Origin of the sequence: Streptomyces sp. NPDC059917, from assembly GCF_042730635.1 — a bacterium.
Classification (GTDB): Bacteria; Actinomycetota; Actinomycetes; order Streptomycetales; family Streptomycetaceae; genus Streptomyces.
Genome location: NZ_JBHWLC010000042.1, coordinates 1 through 18,416, shown reverse-complemented (window position 1 = coordinate 18,416; position 18,416 = coordinate 1). Strand labels below are relative to the sequence as shown.

The 18,416-nt window shown below is 72.4% G+C and carries 17 protein-coding genes and 1 pseudogene; 7 read left to right on the top strand and 11 right to left on the bottom strand.

The genetic code is table 11. The features are described 5' to 3' along the window. The first annotated feature begins 1 nt into the window (after position 1). Complete coding sequence (gene egtD, locus ACFWAR_RS23560) at positions 2 to 1,051, top strand: L-histidine N(alpha)-methyltransferase (RefSeq protein WP_385780513.1); 1,050 nt, start codon at positions 2 to 4, stop codon at positions 1,049 to 1,051. Positions 1,052 to 1,239: 188 nt separating this feature from the next. Here egtD and ACFWAR_RS23555 read toward each other — a convergent pair. From ACFWAR_RS23555 to ACFWAR_RS23545, 3 genes and pseudogenes are all read right to left on the bottom strand, one after another. Beyond that, positions 1,240 to 1,818 (bottom strand): annotated as a pseudogene (locus tag ACFWAR_RS23555) (lysophospholipid acyltransferase family protein); the annotation flags it as partial. Further along, a complete protein-coding gene (locus tag ACFWAR_RS23550; RefSeq protein WP_385780374.1) occupies positions 1,815 to 2,633 on the bottom strand; it encodes a GNAT family N-acetyltransferase in 819 nt (272 codons plus the stop codon). The pseudogene ACFWAR_RS23555 and the gene ACFWAR_RS23550, both read right to left, overlap by 4 nt. 125 nt (positions 2,634 to 2,758) lie before the next feature. Next, a complete protein-coding gene (locus tag ACFWAR_RS23545; RefSeq protein WP_385780372.1) occupies positions 2,759 to 4,021 on the bottom strand; it encodes an extracellular solute-binding protein in 1,263 nt (420 codons plus the stop codon). Between the two features lie 283 nt (positions 4,022 to 4,304). Here ACFWAR_RS23545 and ACFWAR_RS23540 point away from each other — a divergent pair, with 283 nt between their 5' ends. Continuing rightward, a complete protein-coding gene (locus tag ACFWAR_RS23540; RefSeq protein WP_330333846.1) occupies positions 4,305 to 4,520 on the top strand; it encodes a dodecin in 216 nt (71 codons plus the stop codon). 42 nt (positions 4,521 to 4,562) lie between these two features. On the opposite strand, the gene ACFWAR_RS23535 is transcribed toward ACFWAR_RS23540, so the two are convergent. Next, positions 4,563 to 5,057, bottom strand: coding sequence for a hypothetical protein (locus ACFWAR_RS23535; RefSeq protein WP_385780367.1), 495 nt, complete (start codon positions 5,055 to 5,057; stop codon positions 4,563 to 4,565). A gap of 550 nt (positions 5,058 to 5,607) precedes the next feature. On the opposite strand from ACFWAR_RS23535, the gene ACFWAR_RS23530 reads away from it, so the two are divergent. Together ACFWAR_RS23530 and ACFWAR_RS23525 are read left to right on the top strand one after the other, a co-directional pair. Beyond that, positions 5,608 to 5,814, top strand: coding sequence for a hypothetical protein (locus tag ACFWAR_RS23530; RefSeq protein WP_385780365.1), 207 nt, complete (start codon positions 5,608 to 5,610; stop codon positions 5,812 to 5,814). 168 nt (positions 5,815 to 5,982) lie between these two features. After that, positions 5,983 to 6,768, top strand: coding sequence for an SAM-dependent methyltransferase (locus ACFWAR_RS23525; protein WP_385780363.1), 786 nt, complete (start codon positions 5,983 to 5,985; stop codon positions 6,766 to 6,768). 1 nt (position 6,769) lies between these two features. Here the strand turns inward: ACFWAR_RS23525 and ACFWAR_RS23520 are convergent, their stop codons facing one another. Continuing rightward, positions 6,770 to 7,744 (bottom strand): helix-turn-helix transcriptional regulator, encoded by a 975-nt coding sequence (locus ACFWAR_RS23520; RefSeq protein ID WP_385780360.1) that lies wholly within the window; start codon positions 7,742 to 7,744, stop codon positions 6,770 to 6,772. Positions 7,745 to 7,833: 89 nt separating this feature from the next. Next, positions 7,834 to 8,058, bottom strand: coding sequence for a DUF397 domain-containing protein (locus ACFWAR_RS23515; protein ID WP_385780511.1), 225 nt, complete (start codon positions 8,056 to 8,058; stop codon positions 7,834 to 7,836). Positions 8,059 to 8,244: 186 nt separating this feature from the next. On the opposite strand from ACFWAR_RS23515, the gene ACFWAR_RS23510 reads away from it, so the two are divergent. Next, a complete protein-coding gene (locus tag ACFWAR_RS23510) occupies positions 8,245 to 10,653 on the top strand; it encodes an ABC transporter (RefSeq protein WP_385780357.1) in 2,409 nt (802 codons plus the stop codon). Here the strand turns inward: ACFWAR_RS23510 and ACFWAR_RS23505 are convergent. The 5 genes from ACFWAR_RS23505 to ACFWAR_RS23485 form a co-directional block, all read right to left on the bottom strand. Then, entirely contained in the window at positions 10,637 to 11,293 is a 657-nt protein-coding gene (locus tag ACFWAR_RS23505; RefSeq protein ID WP_385780354.1) for a hypothetical protein, read from the bottom strand. The genes ACFWAR_RS23510 and ACFWAR_RS23505 overlap by 17 nt on opposite strands. 63 nt (positions 11,294 to 11,356) lie before the next feature. Beyond that, complete coding sequence (locus ACFWAR_RS23500) at positions 11,357 to 13,189, bottom strand: Stealth CR1 domain-containing protein (RefSeq protein WP_385780351.1); 1,833 nt, start codon at positions 13,187 to 13,189, stop codon at positions 11,357 to 11,359. 264 nt (positions 13,190 to 13,453) lie between these two features. Then, on the bottom strand, positions 13,454 to 14,200 hold the full coding sequence (locus ACFWAR_RS23495) for a succinate dehydrogenase/fumarate reductase iron-sulfur subunit (protein ID WP_385780349.1): 747 nt from the start codon (positions 14,198 to 14,200) through the stop codon (positions 13,454 to 13,456). Then, a complete protein-coding gene (locus ACFWAR_RS23490; RefSeq protein ID WP_385780347.1) occupies positions 14,197 to 16,164 on the bottom strand; it encodes a fumarate reductase/succinate dehydrogenase flavoprotein subunit in 1,968 nt (655 codons plus the stop codon). The genes ACFWAR_RS23495 and ACFWAR_RS23490 overlap by 4 nt, the downstream gene beginning before the upstream one ends. A gap of 2 nt (positions 16,165 to 16,166) precedes the next feature. Next, entirely contained in the window at positions 16,167 to 16,871 is a 705-nt protein-coding gene (locus ACFWAR_RS23485) for a succinate dehydrogenase (protein WP_385780344.1), read from the bottom strand. Between the two features lie 96 nt (positions 16,872 to 16,967). On the opposite strand from ACFWAR_RS23485, the gene ACFWAR_RS23480 reads away from it, so the two are divergent. Both ACFWAR_RS23480 and ACFWAR_RS23475 read left to right on the top strand, forming a co-directional pair. Next, on the top strand, positions 16,968 to 17,846 hold the full coding sequence (locus ACFWAR_RS23480; protein WP_385780341.1) for a LysR family transcriptional regulator: 879 nt from the start codon (positions 16,968 to 16,970) through the stop codon (positions 17,844 to 17,846). 89 nt (positions 17,847 to 17,935) lie between these two features. Continuing rightward, the gene (locus ACFWAR_RS23475; RefSeq protein ID WP_385780338.1) at positions 17,936 to 18,325 is read left to right on the top strand and encodes a VOC family protein; all 390 of its coding nucleotides are present in this window, start codon (positions 17,936 to 17,938) and stop codon (positions 18,323 to 18,325) included. The last annotated feature ends 91 nt before the right edge of the window (positions 18,326 to 18,416 follow it).

Genomic DNA, 18,416 nt, shown 5'->3' with positions numbered 1-18,416 from the left:
GATGGGCGACTTCCGGTTGACCCGGACCCTCGACGAGAACGCGGCGGAGGCGGCGCTGCGCACCGATGTGCGCGAGGGGCTGACCGGCTCGCCCAAATCACTGCCGCCCAAGTGGTTCTACGACGCCCGGGGCAGCGAACTCTTCGAGGAGATCACCCGGTTGCCCGAGTACTACCCGACGCGCGCCGAGCGGGAGATCCTGCTGGAGCGGGCCGGGGAGATCGCGGCGGTCAGCGGCGCGCGCACGCTGGTGGAGCTGGGGTCCGGGTCCTCGGAGAAGACCCGGCACCTGATCGAGGCGCTGCCCGCGCTGGACACCTACATCCCGGTGGACGTGAGCGAGAGCGCCCTGCGGGGGGCGGCCGACGTACTGCTCTCGGACCGGCCGCGCCTGCGGGTCCACGCGCTGGTGGCGGACTTCACCCGGCCGTTGGCACTCCCGCCCTCGCCGGGGCCCCGGCTCGTGGTGTTCCTGGGCGGGACGATCGGGAACCTGCGGCCGGCCGAGCGGGCCGCCTTCCTCGCGTCCGTCCGGGCGATGCTCTCGCCCGGGGACGCGCTGCTGATGGGGACCGACCTCGTGAAGGACGAGGCGGTGCTGGTCGCGGCGTACGACGACGCACAGGGCGTGACGGCCGAGTTCAACCGGAACGTCCTGGCCGTCATCGACCGGGAGTTGGGCGCCGATTTCCACACCGCCGATTTCGCGCACGTGGCGGTGTGGAACCGGGAACAGGAGTGGATGGAGATGCGGCTGCGGGCCCGCGCCGACGCCCTGGTGAAGATCCGGGCCCTGGACCTCGTGGTGCCGTTCACGGCGGGCGAGGAGATCCTCACCGAGGTCTCCGCGAAGTTCCGTCAGGAGGGAGTGCGCGACGAACTGGCCTCCGCGGGGCTCGAACTGACCCAGTGGTGGACCGACCGGGAGGGCCGGTTCGCGCTGTCGCTGTCCGTCGCCGCGGCGACGGAGGACGGCGCCGTGCGCGAGGGCGCGCGGCGCGGGGTGGGGACCGCGCTCAGCGGTACCGGCGCGGACGTGACGGCCGCCTGAGCGGCCGCGGCGAGTTCCCGCCGGTCCGGGTGGCGGCCCGGCGGGATCCGCGGCAGCAGGGTGAGCTCGGCCCGGACCCCGCGGGACCGGGCGATCCGCCACAGCGAGGCGGTGAGCGGGTCGTCCCCGACGAAGGCGGGCGCCCCCGCGAGCCTCCCGTCGGCCAGCCGGTAGGCGATCTTGACGGGCTGTACGGCGGCCCCCGCGTCCAGCGCCGCCTGGAAGGCGGCCCGGCGGAAGGGCCCCTGGCCGCGGCCGCACCAGGTGCTGCCCTCGGGGAACACCGTCACCCGGTCCCCCGACCGCAGCGCGGCGGCGAGCGCCCCCACGGTGTCCGGCAGGGCCCGGATCCGCTCGCGTTCGATGAACAGGGTCCCGGCGCCGGTGGCGAGCCGCCCCAGCACCGGCCACTGCCGGACCTCGCTCTTGGCCAGCATCCGGGAGGGCAGTGCGGCCGCGACCAGCGGGATGTCGAGCCAGGAGATGTGGTTGGGCACGACGAGCCGGGCCCCCTCGGGCCCGGGGTTGCCGTGGACGGTGATCCGGATGCCGAAGGACCGGACGAACCCGCGCGCCCAGGCCCGTACGAGCGCCCCGCGGGGCCCGGCCGGCAGCAGCCGCAGGGTCGGCGCGGCCAGGATGCCGAGCAGCAGCACCAGCACGGCGGTGGCCAGGCGCGCCGCCGCGCGCACGGCGCCCGCCGCCGGGCCGTGGTGGGCGGCGCAGGCGTCGGGGGTGCAGGGCGAGGTGGGCAGCCAGGCGCTCATGCGCCGGGGGCGAGCGCGAGGAAGTGCCGCAGGTAGCGCGGGTTGGTGCGGCGCAGCGAGAGCAGGACGTACAGGTCGGCGACGCCGAACTCGGCGTCGAGCGCGGGCTCCCCGCACACCCAGGCCCCCAGCCGCAGGTATCCGCGCAGCAGCGGCGGCAGCTCGACGCGGTCGGGGAAGACGACGCCCTCGGGGCTCCACGGGTGGTGCGGGGTGACCCGGTACTCCCGCGGGGCCAGGTTGCGGGCCAGGACGGACTCGCGGGTGGCGGCCGCCAGGACCCCGCCGTCGGCGAGCGGGACGGAGCAGCAACCGGCCAACCAGTTGTGCCCGGAGCGGTCCATGTAGCGGGCCAGCCCGGCCCAGATCAGGGCGATGACGGCGCCATTGCGGTGGTCGGGGTGGACGCAGGAGCGGCCGACCTCGACGAGGTCGGGGCGGATGGGCGCGAGTGCGGAGAGGTCGAACTCGGCCTCGGAGTAGAGCCGTCCCGCGATCGCGGCGCGCTCCGGGGGGAGCAGCCGATAGGTGCCGACGACCTGTTCGGTCTCCTCCTCGACGACGAGGAGGTGGTCGCAGTAGGCGTCGAAGGCGTCGGCGTCCAGTCCCGGCTCGGGGCCGTCGAGGCGGGCACCCAGCTCGCCCGCGAAGACCCGGTGGCGCAGTCGCTGGGCGGCCCGGACCTCGCTCTCGTCGCGGGCCAGGCGGACGGCGTAGCGGGGCGCGGGGTGGGCGGGGGCGGCCTGCGGGGGTGCGGGGCGCGGGGCCGCGGGGAGGCTGGTGAGGTCGACGGGGGAAAGGGGGGCGATGGTCATGACGGCTCCTGATCCGGAAGCGGGAGCCGGGCCGGCGGCGTATCGGCCCGACTCCCCTACTTCTTCCGTGACCGGCTGGATTCGACATGACCGAGCGGCGGCACCCGGATGTGCGAACGCTGAACTCAGCGGTCGGAGCTGAGGACCTTGCTGATGGCCTCGGAGGCGGTCTTGGCGGCTTCCTTGGGGTCCTGTCCGGACAGGACCGCCGTCATGTAGGGCTTGATGGGGTTCTTGGCCTCGACCTCGGCCCAGCGCGCGGACTTCGGGGTGGCCCGGCCCTGGGCGGCTCCGGGGGCCATCGCGGTGGCGCCGTCGTTGCCCTCGACGACGTGCGCGAGCGTGGTCTTGTTGGGCACGTAGCTCATCTCGCGCGCCAGCTCCGTCTGCCACTTCTCGCTGACCAGGGCCGAGATCACGTCCACGGCGGCCTTCCGGTCGGCGGTGTGGTCGGGGATGATCAGGTCGGAGCCGCCGGTGAAGACGGCGCCCGGCTTCTCGGTGGTCTTGCCGGGTATCGAGTAGAAGCCGAGCTTGCCCTTGAGGGCCGGGTTGAGCTCCTCGATCTGTGCGGCCTGCCCGGGCGGGGCGATGATCTGCGCGATCTGGCCGCGCGCGAAGACCTCTGCCTGCGAGGGGCTCTCCTCGTCGGAGCTCTTGGGTCCGTCGCCGAGCGCCTGGAGCTGCTTGTAGAAGTCCATGCCGGCGAGGGCCTCGTTGGTGTCGAGGGTGCCGACCCACTGGCCGCCGGTCTCCACGGCCAGGTCGCCGCCCTCGTCCCAGATGAACCCGGAGAGCACGTACCAGTTCTGGCCCGGCAGGTAGATGCCCTGCTGGGCGCCCTTGTCGAGCTTCTGGGTGGCGGAGATCCACTCCGCGCGGTTCTTCGGCGGCGTCTTGATCCCGGCGCTCGCGAACATGTCCTTGTTGTAGATCACCACCCGGTTGGCCGCGTACCAGGGGACGCCGTACTGGGCGCCGCCCACGCTACCGGGGTCCGCGAGGCCCTTGAGCCAGTCCTTGCTGCCCCACTCGCGCAGCCCCTCCAGGGTGACTTCGGACAGGCCGCCGGTCTCGATGTACTGCGCGACCTGGGTGTTGCCGACCTCGATGACGTCGGCCTTCTCCTTGCCCTTGCCCTTCAGGACGCCGTTGACCTTGTCGCCGATGCCCGTCCACTCCTGGATCTTGACGTCGAGGTCGATCCCGGGGTGGTCCTTCTCGTAGGAGTCGGTGAACTTCTTGATGAAGCCGTCGGAGGCACTGCCCTTCATGAGCCACAGGGTGACCTTCTGGGGCCCGCCGTCCGATTCGCCCAGCACGCTGCAGCCGGTCAGCGCGGTGGCGGCCACCAGGGCGGTGCACACGGCGAGGAAACGCATTTTCACGAAGGTCACCTTCTGGGGGGTTGATCTCAGATGGCTTGAAATTGGCATGGACCAATGGGCGGGTCAAGGGGCTCAGGCTGTGGATTCTCTGCGCAAAAGCGGCAAACCAGTACGACCCCTCCACCTGGTGCACACAACGGGTTCACAGGAACGCCGCATGTGGCCCGTACGGAGCCCCGCACGACCCCCCGCGCACCGCTCGGCCAGCGCCTCCGCCTCGCGGACCGGGACGTACTGGGGCACCGTGGAACGAGGCACCAGTCCCCACCCTCGGGAGAGCCCCATGTCCAACCACACCTACCGGGTGACCGAGATCGTCGGCACCTCCACCGAGAGCATCGACCAGGCCATCCGCAACGGCATCGCCCGCGCGGGCCAGACCGTGCGCAACCTCGACTGGTTCGAGGTCTCCCAGGTGCGCGGGCACATCGAGAACGGCGAGGTCGCGCACTTCCAGGTGGGGCTCAAGGTGGGCTTCCGCCTCGACGGCGAGGACTGACCCGCCCGGCCCTGCCAGCCCGGCCCCGCCCGCGCGCCCCGATCAGGTGCGCCCCTCGCCCTCCTGCGCCTCGCGCAGCTCCGGCGCGTCCGCCGCCCAGTCGGCCCGCACGACGCGGAACCCCGCGGCGCGCACCGCCTGGCACACCAGTTCGTCGTCGTCCACCAGCATGCGCACCTCCCGGCCCCGGGCGATCCGGCGCAGCACCTCCAGCTTGGTCGTCCGCGCCGGACGCCGGTCCTGGTTCCCGCGCATCCACACCCGCCCCTCGGGCAACCCGTGCCGCGCCAGCCACTCCAGGGTGTCCGCCCGGCACCGCTCGGGCCGCCCGGTCAGGTAGACCACCTCGCAGTCGGCGCCGCTCTCGACCGCCAGCGCCACGCCCCGCGCGAGCGGCGGGTCGTCCTGCGCCGCGCCGAAGAAGCCGTCCCAGTCCCTGGGTCGGCCCTCCAGGAAGTGCTGGCGGTGCGCGGTGTCGGCGAGGGTCCCGTCGATGTCGAAGACGGCCAGGGGGCGGCGGGTGGCGTGATCACTCATGCGGGCCAGCCTAGGCGCGGGCACCGACAGCCACGGCGGCTGCGACCGCGAAACCTTCACCTCCGCGAATTCCACCCGCACCACGCGTTGCATACGCACGGGCGATTGCGTCAGCACGCAAGGGGACGGCGTCGCCCTGGATATTCGATCTTCATTCCTGAGAGTGAATTCGCGAGGCACTTCCCGACCCTTCGGCACACCCTAACCTCCGCTGCGCAAAGCCCCTTTCACCGCCCGCAGGACCCGGGCCAGGCCGTATCGGCCGGATTGACAACAGTGGGCCGATCATAGGGAGATTCGAATTCCCATGAGGGGCGCCCTTGCACGTTCTGCTGGGACGTCACTTCCGTTGAGGAGACGGTAGATTCGGCTCCGCATTCAACACAGCAAGACGGCCCCGAGCGTTGGCGCGCCCAGGGCCGTCCGTCAAGCGAAGGGAAAAGGAATCACCTTGCTCAACCCGCTACGCCGGGGGGTCCTCGCATGGAACCCGGTGCACCGTAAGCGCAGTATCCCTCAGCCGTCCGGGAGGCAAACCCTCCTGCGCCTCGTGCTGGCCACGGTCCTCGCCCCGCTCAGCCTGGTCATCGCCCTGGTCCTGTACCGGTGGGGCGGTTCCGTGACCCTCGACGTCGTCAGCTTCGCGCTGACCCTGGTGGCGCTCCTCTTCGCGATCGCCTCGTGGGTCGCGCGGGAACGCCGGGTCCGCAGGATCCGGCGCGAGCGCCGGGAGCGCGCCCGGCGCCGCGCGCCCTGACGACCGCCGCTCCGGCGGTCCCACGGGACCGCCGGACGCGATCTCGCGCGACCCCTGCCCCCGCGCGCCCCGGTTTCCACACCATCAGGTGACGGCGCGGGCCCCGCATCCTCTCTAACATGGTCGGTTGTGACCGGAACAACTCCTGGCAAGGGTTGAGGGGGACGGATGCACCACGGTGTGCGCACGCCGAGCGTCGCGCGGATCTACGACCGGTTGCTCGGGGGGGTCGACAACCATCCCGTGGACCAGAAGGTCTGCGACGACCTGATCGGCATCGCACCCGGGTCCCGCACCCTGGCCCTCGCGAGCAGGTCCTTCCTGCGCCGCGCGGTCCGGGTGCTGGCCCGGGACTACGGCGTGCGCCAGTTCCTCGAGCACGGCTGCGGTCTGCCCGCCCGTGACAACGTGCACGAGGTCGCCGGGGCCGTCGCCCCCGAGGCCCGCGTGGTCTACATCGACAACGATCCGCTGGTACTGGCCCACGCCCGCGCCCGGCTCGTCGAGAACCCGTGGACCGCCGTGGTCGACGCCGACGTCCGGGACACCGGGGCCATCTTCGACTGCGAGCAGGTGCGCGGGCTCGTCCGGCCCGACGAACCCACGGCCGCCCTGTTCGTCGCCGTCTCCCAGTGTCTGCCCGACGAGGACGTCGTCCCCATGCTGGAGCGGGTCAAGGAGCGCCTGGCGCCCGGCAGTTTCCTGGTCGTGTGCCAGTACACCAGCCGCTGCCCCGACGTCCGCGCCCAGGTCACCTCGCTCATCAGGGACGCCACGCAAGGCAGATGGGGCCGCGTGCGCGAGGAGCACGAGGTGCGCGGCTTCCTGCACGGGCTGGAGATCATCGACCCCGGGCTGGGGGACGTCACCGACTGGCGCCCGGACCCGGTCCGAGCACCGCTCCCCCGCGCCACGGACCTGATCGCGTGGGGCGGGGTGGGGCGGATCCCCTGAATCAGCCTCCGTCCGGGGCCGGTTCCACCGCCCCCGGACGCTGTGCCTGCCGCGCGTAGTCCCGGATCCGTTCGTCGAGGAAGTCGACGCTCTCCCGCCACGGCAGGGCGCGCTCCATCAGGTGGTCCATGACCTCCCGGTAGCGCCGGACGCGGGCGGGCGCCGTCACGTAGTCGGCGCTCTCCAACTGCTCGACGTACACCAGCTCGGCCGGCCCGCCGTCGACGAACTGCAGGTGGGTGACGGGGAACCCGGGCGCCGTGCCGACCTGTTCGTGGTCGAAGCGCAGGATCCGGATGTGCGCGTCGGTGGATCCGTCGGAGGCGAAGTTCCTCAGGTGCCGCATCTGGTCGCACATCACCCGGGGTCCGCCGACGGGCCGGTACAGGACGCTCTCGTCCAGGATCATGATGAGTTCGGGGCGGTGCGGGCGGTGCAGCAGCCGCTGGCGCTCCTCGCGGACCCGGACGTGCCGGCTGATCTCCACCTGGTCCGCTTCCGTGGCCTGGCCCACCAGCACCTCGGCGTACTCCTTGGTCTGGAGCAAGCCGGGGACCACATGGGTCTCGTACGCGCAGATCCGTTTCGCCTGCGCCTCCAGCGAGATGAGCCTGCGCAGGAAGTCCGGGGTCAGGTCCTCGTACTTGCGGGCACGGCCCTCCAGCCGCACCTGGCCGAGGAGTTCGTGGATCTCGTCGTACTCGGTCGCGGGCAGCCCGTAGTGGCGCACCAGGTCCCAGACGTCGTTGGTCTTGGGCGGGCTCTCGCCCCGCTCCAGTCTGCTCAGCTTGGACGCGGACCCCCGGATCAGGGCCGCGGCGTCCACGAGGGACATCTTCTGGTCCTCCCGCAATCTCCGCAGCCGTTCGCCCAACAACCGTGATGCGGGACCGCGTTCGGCGGGGGCAACGGCGGGGGACGGACCTGGGGGCAGGGGGGCGGTGGCCCCGCGCCGTGGTCGCGGACGACCGGGCATGCGAGCTCCTTGCTGACTGAAAAGCGCCATCAGCGGCCCAGTCTGGATCTCGCATGCCCGTTTCATCAAGCATTGGCCAGGAATTTACCCTAGGCACTCGCTCCGTGCAGGTGATCGAACTCCCCCGCGCCCGCGCCCGCCACGAACGCCGTCATCTCGTCCTGGGTGAAGACCAGTGCGGGACCGCCCGGGAACCGCGAATTGCGCACCGCGAACTCGCCCCCGGGCAGGGCCGCCACCTCCACGCAGTTCCCGATTCCGCTGCTCGCGCTGCTCTTCACCCAGCGCACCGATGTGATGCCGTCCGCCGCCATGCCGTTCTCGAACCCCACGGGCCACCTCTTCCCGAAATCCCATATCCGACACTCCCTCCATCCCATATGCAATTGCATGCGGGTGGATTCAGGGACGAGCGTAGCCAGTGGCCCCGGCGAAGTAAGTCCCCCTAACGGGTGTCCCGGCGCCCGGCACGGTGACCCGGACCCCGTAAAATGTGATGAATGCGCCAGTCGACCGATCCCCCCGCCCGTGATTCCTTCGTCCGCGTGCGGGGTGCCCGGGAGCACAATCTGCGCGGGGTCGACGTGGACGTCCCCCGCGACGCGCTGACCGTTTTCACCGGGGTCTCCGGATCCGGGAAGAGTTCGCTCGCCTTCGGCACCCTCTACGCCGAGGCGCAGCGCCGGTACTTCGAATCCGTGGCGCCCTACGCCCGTCGACTCATCCACCAGATCGGCGCGCCGAAGGTGGACTCGGTGACCGGTCTGCCGCCCGCCGTCTCCCTGGAGCAGCGGCGCTCCACGCCGGGCTCCCGCTCCTCCGTCGGAACCGTGACCCTGCTGTCGAACTCCCTGCGGATGCTGTACTCCCGGGCCGGCACCTATCCGCCGGACGCGTCCCCGCTGGACTCCGACGCCTTCTCGCCCAACACCGCCGCCGGGGCCTGCCCGTCCTGCCACGGGCTCGGCCGGGTCCACCGCACCACCGAGGAACTCCTGGTGCCCGATCCGGACCTGTCGATCCGCCAGGGCGCGATCGCGGCCTGGCCCGGCGCCTGGCAGGGCAAGAACCTGCGGGACATCCTGGAGGTGCTGGGCCACGACGTCGACCGTCCCTGGCGGGAGCTGCCGGCGCGGGACCGCGAGTGGATCCTCTTCACCGAGGAGCAGCCGGTGGTGACCGTGCACCCGGTGCGGGACGCGGACCGGATCCAACGGCCCTACCAGGGCACGTACATGAGCGCGCGGCACTACGTGATGAAGACCTTCGGCTCCACGAAGAGCGCCACCCTGCGGGCGCGCGCGGAGAAGTTCCTCGCCGATTCCCCCTGCGACGCCTGCGCGGGCAGCAGGCTGCGCCCCGAGGCGCTCGCCGTGACCTTCGCGGGCCGCACGATCGCGGAGCTCGCGGCCCTGGCGCTGACCGAGCTGGACGCCGTACTGGCCTCCGCTCCCCCGACCGGCGAGGCGGCCCGGGTGCTGGCCGCGGACCTGCGGGCGCGGATCGGCGCGGTGACCGAACTGGGCCTGGGGTACCTGAGCCTGGACCGGACGGCGCCGACCCTGTCGGCGGGCGAGCTGCAGCGGCTGCGCCTGGCGACGCAGCTGCGGTCCGGGCTGTTCGGCGTGGTGTACGTCCTGGACGAGCCGTCGGCCGGGCTGCACCCGGCCGACACGCAGGCGCTGCTCGGCGTGCTGGACCGGTTGAAGGAGGCGGGGAACACCGTCTTCGTCGTGGAACACGACCTGGACGTGGTGCGCCACGCGGACTGGCTCGTGGACGTCGGGCCGCGGGCCGGGGAGCACGGCGGCCGGGTGCTGTACAGCGGGCCGCCAAAGGACCTGGCCGGGGTGCCCGATTCGGCCACGGCGCGGTTCCTGCACCCCGCGCCGGTGAGCGCGGGGACCGGGGGGCGGGCCGGGCGGGCGCCGCGGACGGCGACCGGCGAGGTGCGGCTGTCCGGGGTCACCCGGCACAACCTGCGGGACGTGTCGGCCGCGTTCCCGCTGGGCGTGTTCACGGCGGTCACCGGGGTCTCCGGATCGGGCAAGTCCACGCTGGTGGGCCAGGTGCTGGCCGAGACGGTGCGGGAGCGGATCGCGGCGGGCGGGCCGGAGTTCCCGGTCCGGCGGCTGGTGGAGGTGGACCAGAAGCCGATCGGCCGGACCCCGCGGTCCAACCTGGCGACCTACACCGGCCTGTTCGACGCGGTCCGCGCGCTCTTCACGGCCACCCCCGAGGCGCGGGCGCGCGGCTGGAAGGCGGGCCGGTTCTCCTTCAACGTGGCGGGCGGGCGCTGCGAGACCTGCCAGGGCGAGGGCTTCGTCTCGGTGGAGCTGCTCTTCCTGCCCAGCACCTACGCCCCCTGTCCGCTCTGTGCGGGCGCCCGGTACAACGAGGAGACCCTCCAGGTCCGCCACGCGGGCCTGAACATCGCCGAGGTGCTGGAGCTGACCGTGGAGGCGGCGGCCGCGTTCTTCGCCGAGGTCCCGGCGGCGGACCGCGCGCTGCGCGCGCTCGGCGACATCGGGCTGGGCTACCTGCGGCTCGGCCAGCCCGCGACGGAGCTCTCGGGCGGCGAGGCCCAGCGGATCAAGCTGGCGAACGAGCTGCAACGGGTGCGCCGCGACCACACCCTGTACGTGCTGGACGAGCCGACGACCGGGCTGCACCCGGCCGATGTGGAGGTGCTGCTGGACCGGCTGCACGGGTTGGTGGACGCCGGGCACTCGGTGGTGGTCGTGGAGCACGACATGACGGTGGTGGCGGGCGCGGACTGGGTGCTCGACCTGGGCCCGGGCGGTGGCGGGGACGGTGGCCGGGTGGTGGCGGCCGGACCACCGGCCCGGGTGGCGGCCGGGGAGGGGCGTACGGCCGGGTACCTGGCGCGGGCTATGCGTCTCCGGTGAGCAGGTGCTGCGGGAGCTCGCGGAAGCTCCAGCGGCCCTGGCGGCGGGCCAGCAGCCAGACGAGGTCGTAGCGGTCGGGCCAGCCCGCCGGGATCCCGAGCACCTGGTCGGCGCCGAGGGCGGTGACCAGGCGCGGGACGCCGGTGTGCTCCCAGCAGACGAGGACGGGGGCCCGGGCGGCGAGGACGGCGCGGGCCAGGTCCGCTTCGCGGCCGACGGCGAGGTCGGCCCGTACCGGCGTGCGCAGTGCCTCGGCCAGCGGGGCGACGGTCTGGCGGGACCGGGCGGCTCCGGCGGCGCCGCCCGCGAAGATCACCGTGGGCCGGGGCAGGAGGGCGCCCGGGGTGGGCGGGAAGAGCTGCGGCAGGGCTTCGGCGCGGCGGCGGCCGCGCACGGCCAGGGATCCGGCGTCGTCGTTTCCCTCGTCGTCCTCGCCGGTGTCGCCCGCGTACGGCTTCTCGGCGTGCCGGATCACCATGACCAGGACGTCCTTGGGGGGCGGCTGCGGCCCCGGTGCGGGGGCGGCCGGTCGGTCCTCGGCGGCGCAGCCGGCCAGGGCCAGCGGGGCGATCGGGGCCAGTGCGGCGAGCACGGTCCGGCGCCGCGGTCCGCTGCGGGCGAGTTCGGGTGCTTCTGCCATGCCGAACACTGTCGCCCATGACCGTGCGCGGTCAGGGGCGCGGCGCGGTGCGGACCGCCCGGGTCAGCCGATCGGCGCAGGCTCGGGGGCGCGCTGCCCCTCGGCCGCCGGGACGGGCGCGGACTTCTCGTAGGGGGAGAGGACCGGGAAGTACGCCTCCAGGAAGGCGGTGACGGCCCGGTGCTGTTCGTCCGGCGACAGCTCCGTTCCGCAGTCGTCGGCGAGGCAGAAGGCGTCGGTGCGCCGGTCGTGGACCAGCTCCGGCAGCCGTTCGATCTCCTGCGAGCGGTCGGTGGAGACGTAGGCGAGGGTCAGTTCGCCTTCGACGGCCCGGCCCTCGGCCAGCGCGAGGTGCGCCGCCAGGGTGATCGGTGCGAGGTCGGTGGCGCTGCGGAAGGCGGAGCGGCTGGTGGCCGCGAGCCGGCCGGGGAGCCGTTCCTCCAGCCGGGCGAAGAAGGAGCGGCGCATCGGGTACGGCGCGTGGGCCAGGATGCGGGGGTAGGTGCGCTGGGCGACCTCCTCGACGGCGCGGCGCGTGGCCCGCTGCGAGGCGGTGAACACGTCGTCGTGGGTCTCCGGCGAGCTGGGCGGGACGGCCCGGGTGTCGTGGAAGACCCGGGGCAGCCCGGAGGGGAGGAAGTAGCCCTGGGGCCGCTGGGGACGGCCGAGGAAGATGTCGTCGTTGAAGTAGAGGAAGTGCTCGGCGAGACCGGGTATGCGGTGCAGTTGCGTCTCGATGGCGTGCGAGTTGAAGACCGGCAGCGCGCCGGGGTCGGCGAAGAGCTCGCGATGGGAGACGACGGTGACCTGCGGATGGTCGGTGGCGAGCCATCCGGGCACCTGGTCGTCGGTGACGAGGAAGATCCGCCGGATCCAGGGGGCGTGGGCCGCTATGGAGCGCAGGCAGTAGCGCAGCTCGCCGCGGTCCCGGTAGCGGTGGTCCGCGTCGTCGACGGCGGGGACGCCCGTGGAGCCACCGGCCGCGCGACCGTCGCGCGCCGCGCCGTCGGCGTACTCGGCGTACTCGGCCTTGGTGCGGTCCCTGCGGCGGCGCCAGACGGGGTCGGCGGCGTCCACCCAGGTGATCACCGCGTCGATCGGGAAGTCGATGTCGTCGGGGAAGCGCCGCGCGAGGGCGTCCACGACGGGGTACTCGCGGTCGCCGACGCGGCGGGTCGAGGTGGCGGCGAGGGAGGGCACCCACCAGCCGAAGGGGGTGTCGCGCAGCGAGGCGATCCCGCCCGAGCCGGACGCCGGAGGGTCCCAGAACTCCAGGTCGCAGCCGTGGTCGGCGCCGAGGTAGAGGGTCCGCCCGGAGGTCACCACGGGCTGGTGCAGGCGCACGCCCTTGACCTTGTGGTGCGGGTCCTCGTCCTCGGGAGCCGCGTCGTGGCGGCGCTCGGCCTCCTTGGCGGCGACGGCCGCGGGGAGCGCCTCGGCGAGGGTCACGCCGAGGGTTCCGCCGTCGCCGAGCAGTTCGGCGTAGACGGGTCGGCCGGTGAAGGCCCGCGCGCACGCCGCGAGCGCGGAGGCGCGCGTGCCGGGGGCGAGGGCGACCCGGTGCAGCAGGCCGCCGTCGGGGACCAGGCCGTAGCCGATGCCCGCGGTTTCGAGCGCTTCGGCCGCGGCCCGGAGGTTCACGGCGCGCATGTCGGCGGGCAGCAGGTCGTCCCGGACGAGGGCGAGTCGCCCCCGGTAGCGGACGGCGCCCTCGCTCGGGGCGAGGGCGGCGAGCAGCTCCTCCTCGCGGTCCGGCGGGCGCGGGGGCTGGGCCGCGCCGTCGAGGCGTTCGCGCTCCGTGCGCCCCGGCTGCTTCGGGACGCGGGCGGACGGGCGCAGGACGCGGACGAGTCGGTGCAGGCCGGTCCAGCGCAGGCGCCTGCGGAAGCCGCTCATGCTCACACCTCGGGGGTCGCGGTCGTGTTTTCCCTCGGCCGTGAACGGCGGTTCCGCCCAGGTCAACATCACAATAAGCCGAGATGGCTGAATGTTGAACAGGACCTTGGACCTTTGGCGTTCCGTACAAGTCGATGCAGGTCACAGGCCCCGCACAGGAATCTCGTACCCGCCCCACCGAGAAGCCTTCGACAAAACCGGACTTTCCCGAAACGGCTCCGGAAATGCCCGGCGCCGAATGTCCGCCCGACCCGATGACCGATCCTAATGGCCGCCCTTGCGGACGGCCCGGAGCCATTCCTTGTTCATCGCCGCGATCGACGGGAGCGGGATGCCCTTGGGGCAGGCGGTGGCGCACTCGCCCGTCAGCGTACAGCCGCCGAACCCCTCGCCGTCCATCCGGGCCACCATGTCCAGCACCCGGGTCTCCCGCTCCGGGGAGCCCTGCGGCAGCACGTTGAGGTGGTTGACCTTGGCCGCGGTGAAGAGCATCGCCGAACCGTTCGGGCAGGCCGCCACGCAGGCGCCGCAGCCGATGCACTCGGCGTTCTCGAAGGCGTGGTCGGCGACGGGCTTGGGCACCGCCGTGGCGTGCGCCTCGGGCGCGGCTCCCGTCGGCGCGGTGATGTATCCGCCCGCCTGGATGATCCGGTCGAAGGCGCTGCGGTCCACCACCAGGTCGCGGACCACCGGGAAGGCCGCGGCCCGCCAGGGTTCGACGTCGATGGTGTCGCCGTCGGCGAAGGACCGCATGTGCAGCTGGCAGGTGGTGGTGCGCTCGGGGCCGTGTGCGTCGCCGTTGATGACCAGGCTGCACGCACCGCAGATGCCCTCGCGGCAGTCGTGGTCGAAGGCGACCGGGTCCTCGCCGCGCAGGATCAGGTCCTCGTTGAGGGTGTCGAGCATCTCCAGGAAGGACATGTCCTTCGAGATGCCGTCGACCTCGTAGGCCTTCATGGCGCCGGGGGCGTCGGCGTGCTGCTGGCGCCAGACGCGCAGGGTGAGCTTCATGCGTAGCTCCGCTGGGTGGGGTGGACGTAGGCGAAGGCGAGTTGTTCCTTGTGCAGGACGGGGGCGGCGGCGGTCCCGGTGAACTCCCAGGCCGCGGCGTAGGAGAACTCCTCGTCGCGGCGCTCGGCCTCGCCGTCGGGCGTCTGGGACTCGACGCGGAAGTGGCCGCCGCAGGACTCGGCGCGGTGCAGGGCGTCGAGGCACATCAGCTCGGCCAGCTCCAGGTAGTCGACGACCCGGTTGGCCTTCTCCAGGGTCTGGTTGAACTGCTCGCCGCTGCCCGGGACCTTGATCCGCCGCCAGAACTCCTCCCGGATCTCCGGCAGGCGGTCGAGCGCCTTGCGCAGCCCCTCCTCGGTGCGGGCCATGCCGCAGTACTCCCACATCAGCTCACCGATCTCGCGGTGGAAGGAGTCGGGGGTGCGGTCGCCGTCGACCGCGATGAGCCGCGCGATGCGGGCCTCGGTCTCCCGTACGGCGGCCACGGCCTCGGGGTGGGTGTCGTCGAGGGCCTCGGTACGGGGGTGACGGGCGAGGTAGTCGTTGATCGTGGACGGCAGCACGAAGTAGCCGTCGGCCAGGCCCTGCATGAGGGCGGACGCGCCGAGCCGGTTGGCCCCGTGGTCGGAGAAGTTGGCCTCGCCGATCGCGAAGAGGCCGGGGACGGTCGTCGCCAGGTCGTAGTCGACCCAGAGGCCGCCCATCGTGTAGTGCACGGCGGGGTAGATCCGCATGGGGACCTCGTAGGGGTTCTCCGCGGTGATCCGCTCGTACATCTCGAAGAGGTTGCCGTACTTCTCGGCCACCTTGTCCTTGCCCATGCGGCGGATGGCGTCGGCGAAGTCGAGGTAGACGCCCTGACCGCCCGGGCCCACGCCCCGTCCCTCGTCGCAGACGTTCTTCGCGGCGCGGGAGGCGATGTCGCGGGGCACGAGGTTGCCGAAGGAGGGGTAGATCCGCTCCAGGTAGTAGTCGCGCTCCTCCTCGGGGATCCGGGCGGCGGGACGGGTGTCCCCGTGGGCCTTGGGCACCCAGATCCGGCCGTCGTTGCGCAGCGACTCGCTCATCAGGGTCAGCTTGGACTGGTGGTCGCCGGTGCGCGGAATGCACGTCGGGTGGATCTGGGTGAAGCAGGGGTTGGCGAAGTGCGCGCCGCGGCGGTGGGCCCGCCAGATCGCGGTGGCGTTGGAGTTCATGGCGTTGGTGGAGAGGTAGAAGACGTTCCCGTAGCCGCCGCTGGCCAGGACGACGGCGTCGGCGAAGTGGGTCGAGATCTTCCCGGTGATCAGGTCGCGGGCCACGATGCCGCGCGCCCTGCCGTCCACCACGACGAGGTCGAGCATCTCCGTGCGCGCGTGCATCTCGACGGCTCCGGCGGCGATCTGCCGGGAGAGGGCCTGGTAGGCGCCGAGCAGCAGTTGCTGGCCGGTCTGGCCGCGGGCGTAGAACGTCCGGGAGACCTGGACCCCGCCGAAGGAGCGGGTGTCGAGGAGGCCGCCGTACTCGCGGGCGAAGGGGACGCCCTGGGCCACGCACTGGTCGATGATCTCCACGGAGATCTGCGCGAGCCGGTGCACGTTGGACTCGCGGGCGCGGAAGTCGCCGCCCTTGACCGTGTCGTAGAACAGCCGGTGCACGGAGTCGCCGTCGTTGCGGTAGTTCTTGGCCGCGTTGATGCCGCCCTGCGCGGCGATGGAGTGGGCCCGGCGCGGAGAGTCGGAGAAGCAGAACTGGACCACGTGGTAGCCCTGTTCGGCGAGGGTGGCGCCGGCGGCGCCCCCGGCGAGGCCGGTACCGACGACGATGACGGTGTGCTTGCGGCGGTTGGCCGGATTGACCAGCTTCGCCTCGAAGCGGCGGCGGTCCCAACGCTCGGCGATCGGGCCCTCGGGGGCCTTGGCATCGGCGATCGGCTCGCCGGTGCGGTAGTCGGCGTAGGTGTTCGCGTGGCTGTGCGCGCTCATGGTCAACCCACCAATCCGGTCATGACGGCGACGGGGACCGAGACGAATCCCACGAAGAGGACGAGGGCCAACAGGTCGGCGAGGGCCTTGAGCGTCCGGTCGCGGCGGGCGTTGCCCGCGCCGAGGGTCTGGGCGGCGCTCCAGAATCCGTGCCGGACGTGGAGGGCGAGGGCCGCCATCGCGGTGATGTAGATGACGTTGCCGTACCAGGTGGAGAAGGTCGCCACGACGTTCTCGTACGGATGCCCCTCCAGCGCCCGCTCGTTGACCGTCAGGGTGGTCAGGTCGAGGATGTGCCAGACGATGAACAGGCCGAGGATCACCCCGCCCCAGCGCATCGTGCGGGTGGCGTAGCTGGCGCGCCGCCGCTTGTGGGCGTACTTGACGGGGCGCGCCCTGATGTCGCGGCGGCTCAGCTGGTAGGCCGAGACGGCGTGCGCGACGACGGCGGCGACCAGGGCGATCCGCGCGATCCACAGCCCCCAGTGGCTGTGCAGGACCGGCGCGCCCATGTGGCGCAGCCAGGCCGCGTAGCCGTTGAACTCCGCGGCACCGAAGAAGATCTTCAGGTTGCCGAACATGTGGACCACGAGGTATCCGAGCATGATCAACCCGGACACCGCCATGACGGTCTTCTTGCCGACGGTGGAGTCCCAGAGCGTGCGCGTGGTGGACGGCCGTCGGCCCGTCCGCGTTGCCAGAGCCATGGGTCCAGACGTTAGGGACCAAGGGCCCCAAAGGTCCAAGACATGATGAGGCTCATCTTGATAGGTCACGACTATGACGTGGTCTAAGCTGGGACGATGCAATTCCAGCAACTCGTGTACTTCGTGGCCGTCGCCGAGACCAAGCACTTCACCCGGGCGGCCGAGCGGGTGCACGTCGCCCAGCCGTCGCTCTCCCAGCAGATCAAGGCGCTGGAGCGGGAGCTGGGCGCCGAGCTCTTCAGCCGGGCGCGGGGGAACATCACGCTGACGGACGCGGGCGAGACCCTGCTGCCGCTGGCCCGGCGGATCCTGGCCGACGCGGACACGGCCCGCCTGGAAGTGCAGGAACTGGCGCAGCTGCGGCGCGGGCGGGTGCGGCTGGGGGCCACGCCGAGCGTGTGCACGGGCCTGCTGCCGGACGTCCTGCGCGCCTTCCACACCGCGCACCCGGGGATCGAGCTGATGATCGAGGAGAGCGGGTCGCTGGACCTGGTGCGCGAGCTGGCGCGGGGGGCCCTGGATCTGGCCCTGGTCACGCTGCCGCTGCCGCCGTCGGCGCCGGCGCTCACGACCGTGGAGCTGCTGACGGAGGACCTCGTGGTGATCTCCTCGGCGGAACTCCCGCCGCCCGGCGACGGCGGTCCGCTGCACATCCGGGACCTGCGCGAGCAGCCGATGGTGATGTTCCGGCACGGCTACGACCTGCGGGAACTGACGGTGACCGCGTGCCGGGCCGAGGGCTTCGAGCCGGTGTTCACGGTGGAGGGGGGCGAGATGGACGCGGTCCTCGGTTTCGTGCGGGCCGGGCTGGGACTCGCCGTGGTCCCGGCGATGGTGGTCGACCACGCGGGGCACGGGCTGCGCACGACTCCCCTGGCGGGTTCGCCGCTGCGCCGCACGATCGCTCTCGCCCACCGCACGGACGTGGCCCCGCCGCGCGCGGCCCGGGAGTTGAAGCGGATCCTGGTCGGCTGAGCGAAGGGCCGGCCGAGCAAAGGGCGGGCTGGGCAAGGGGTGGGACGAGGGAGCGGACAGGGGGCCGGAGCTGGGCTAGAAAGGTCCGTATGGAACTGACCCAGATACGCCTGTTGGTATCCGACTTCCCCGCCGTCTACCGCTTCTACCGGGACGTGCTCGGGCTGAAGCCGCAGTTCGACGCCGAGAACGGCCCCTACGCCAAGCTCAGCCCCGACGCCGCGGGCGCCGCGATCGCACTGCAGGACCGGGCGCAGATGGCCGACGTGCTGGGGCGGTTGGGGGCGGAGCCGGAGGGATACCGCGCGCTGGTGGTCCTGCGGGTGGACGACCTGGACGCCGCCCACGCCGAACTCCGCGCACGGGGGGCCCGGTTCCTCCGGGACCCGGGCCCGATGGGCGACCGGATGCGGGTCGCCCACCTGGAGGACCCGGAAGGGAATGTGATCGAGCTCCAGGAGTGGCTGGCGTCGCGCTAGGGCGTGTTTCGAAAGTAGCGCCTGGCTCGCGACGCCTGGTACCGCGCCTCGCGGCGTTGTCGGAACGCCCGATTACGTCCAGTAGGCGGGC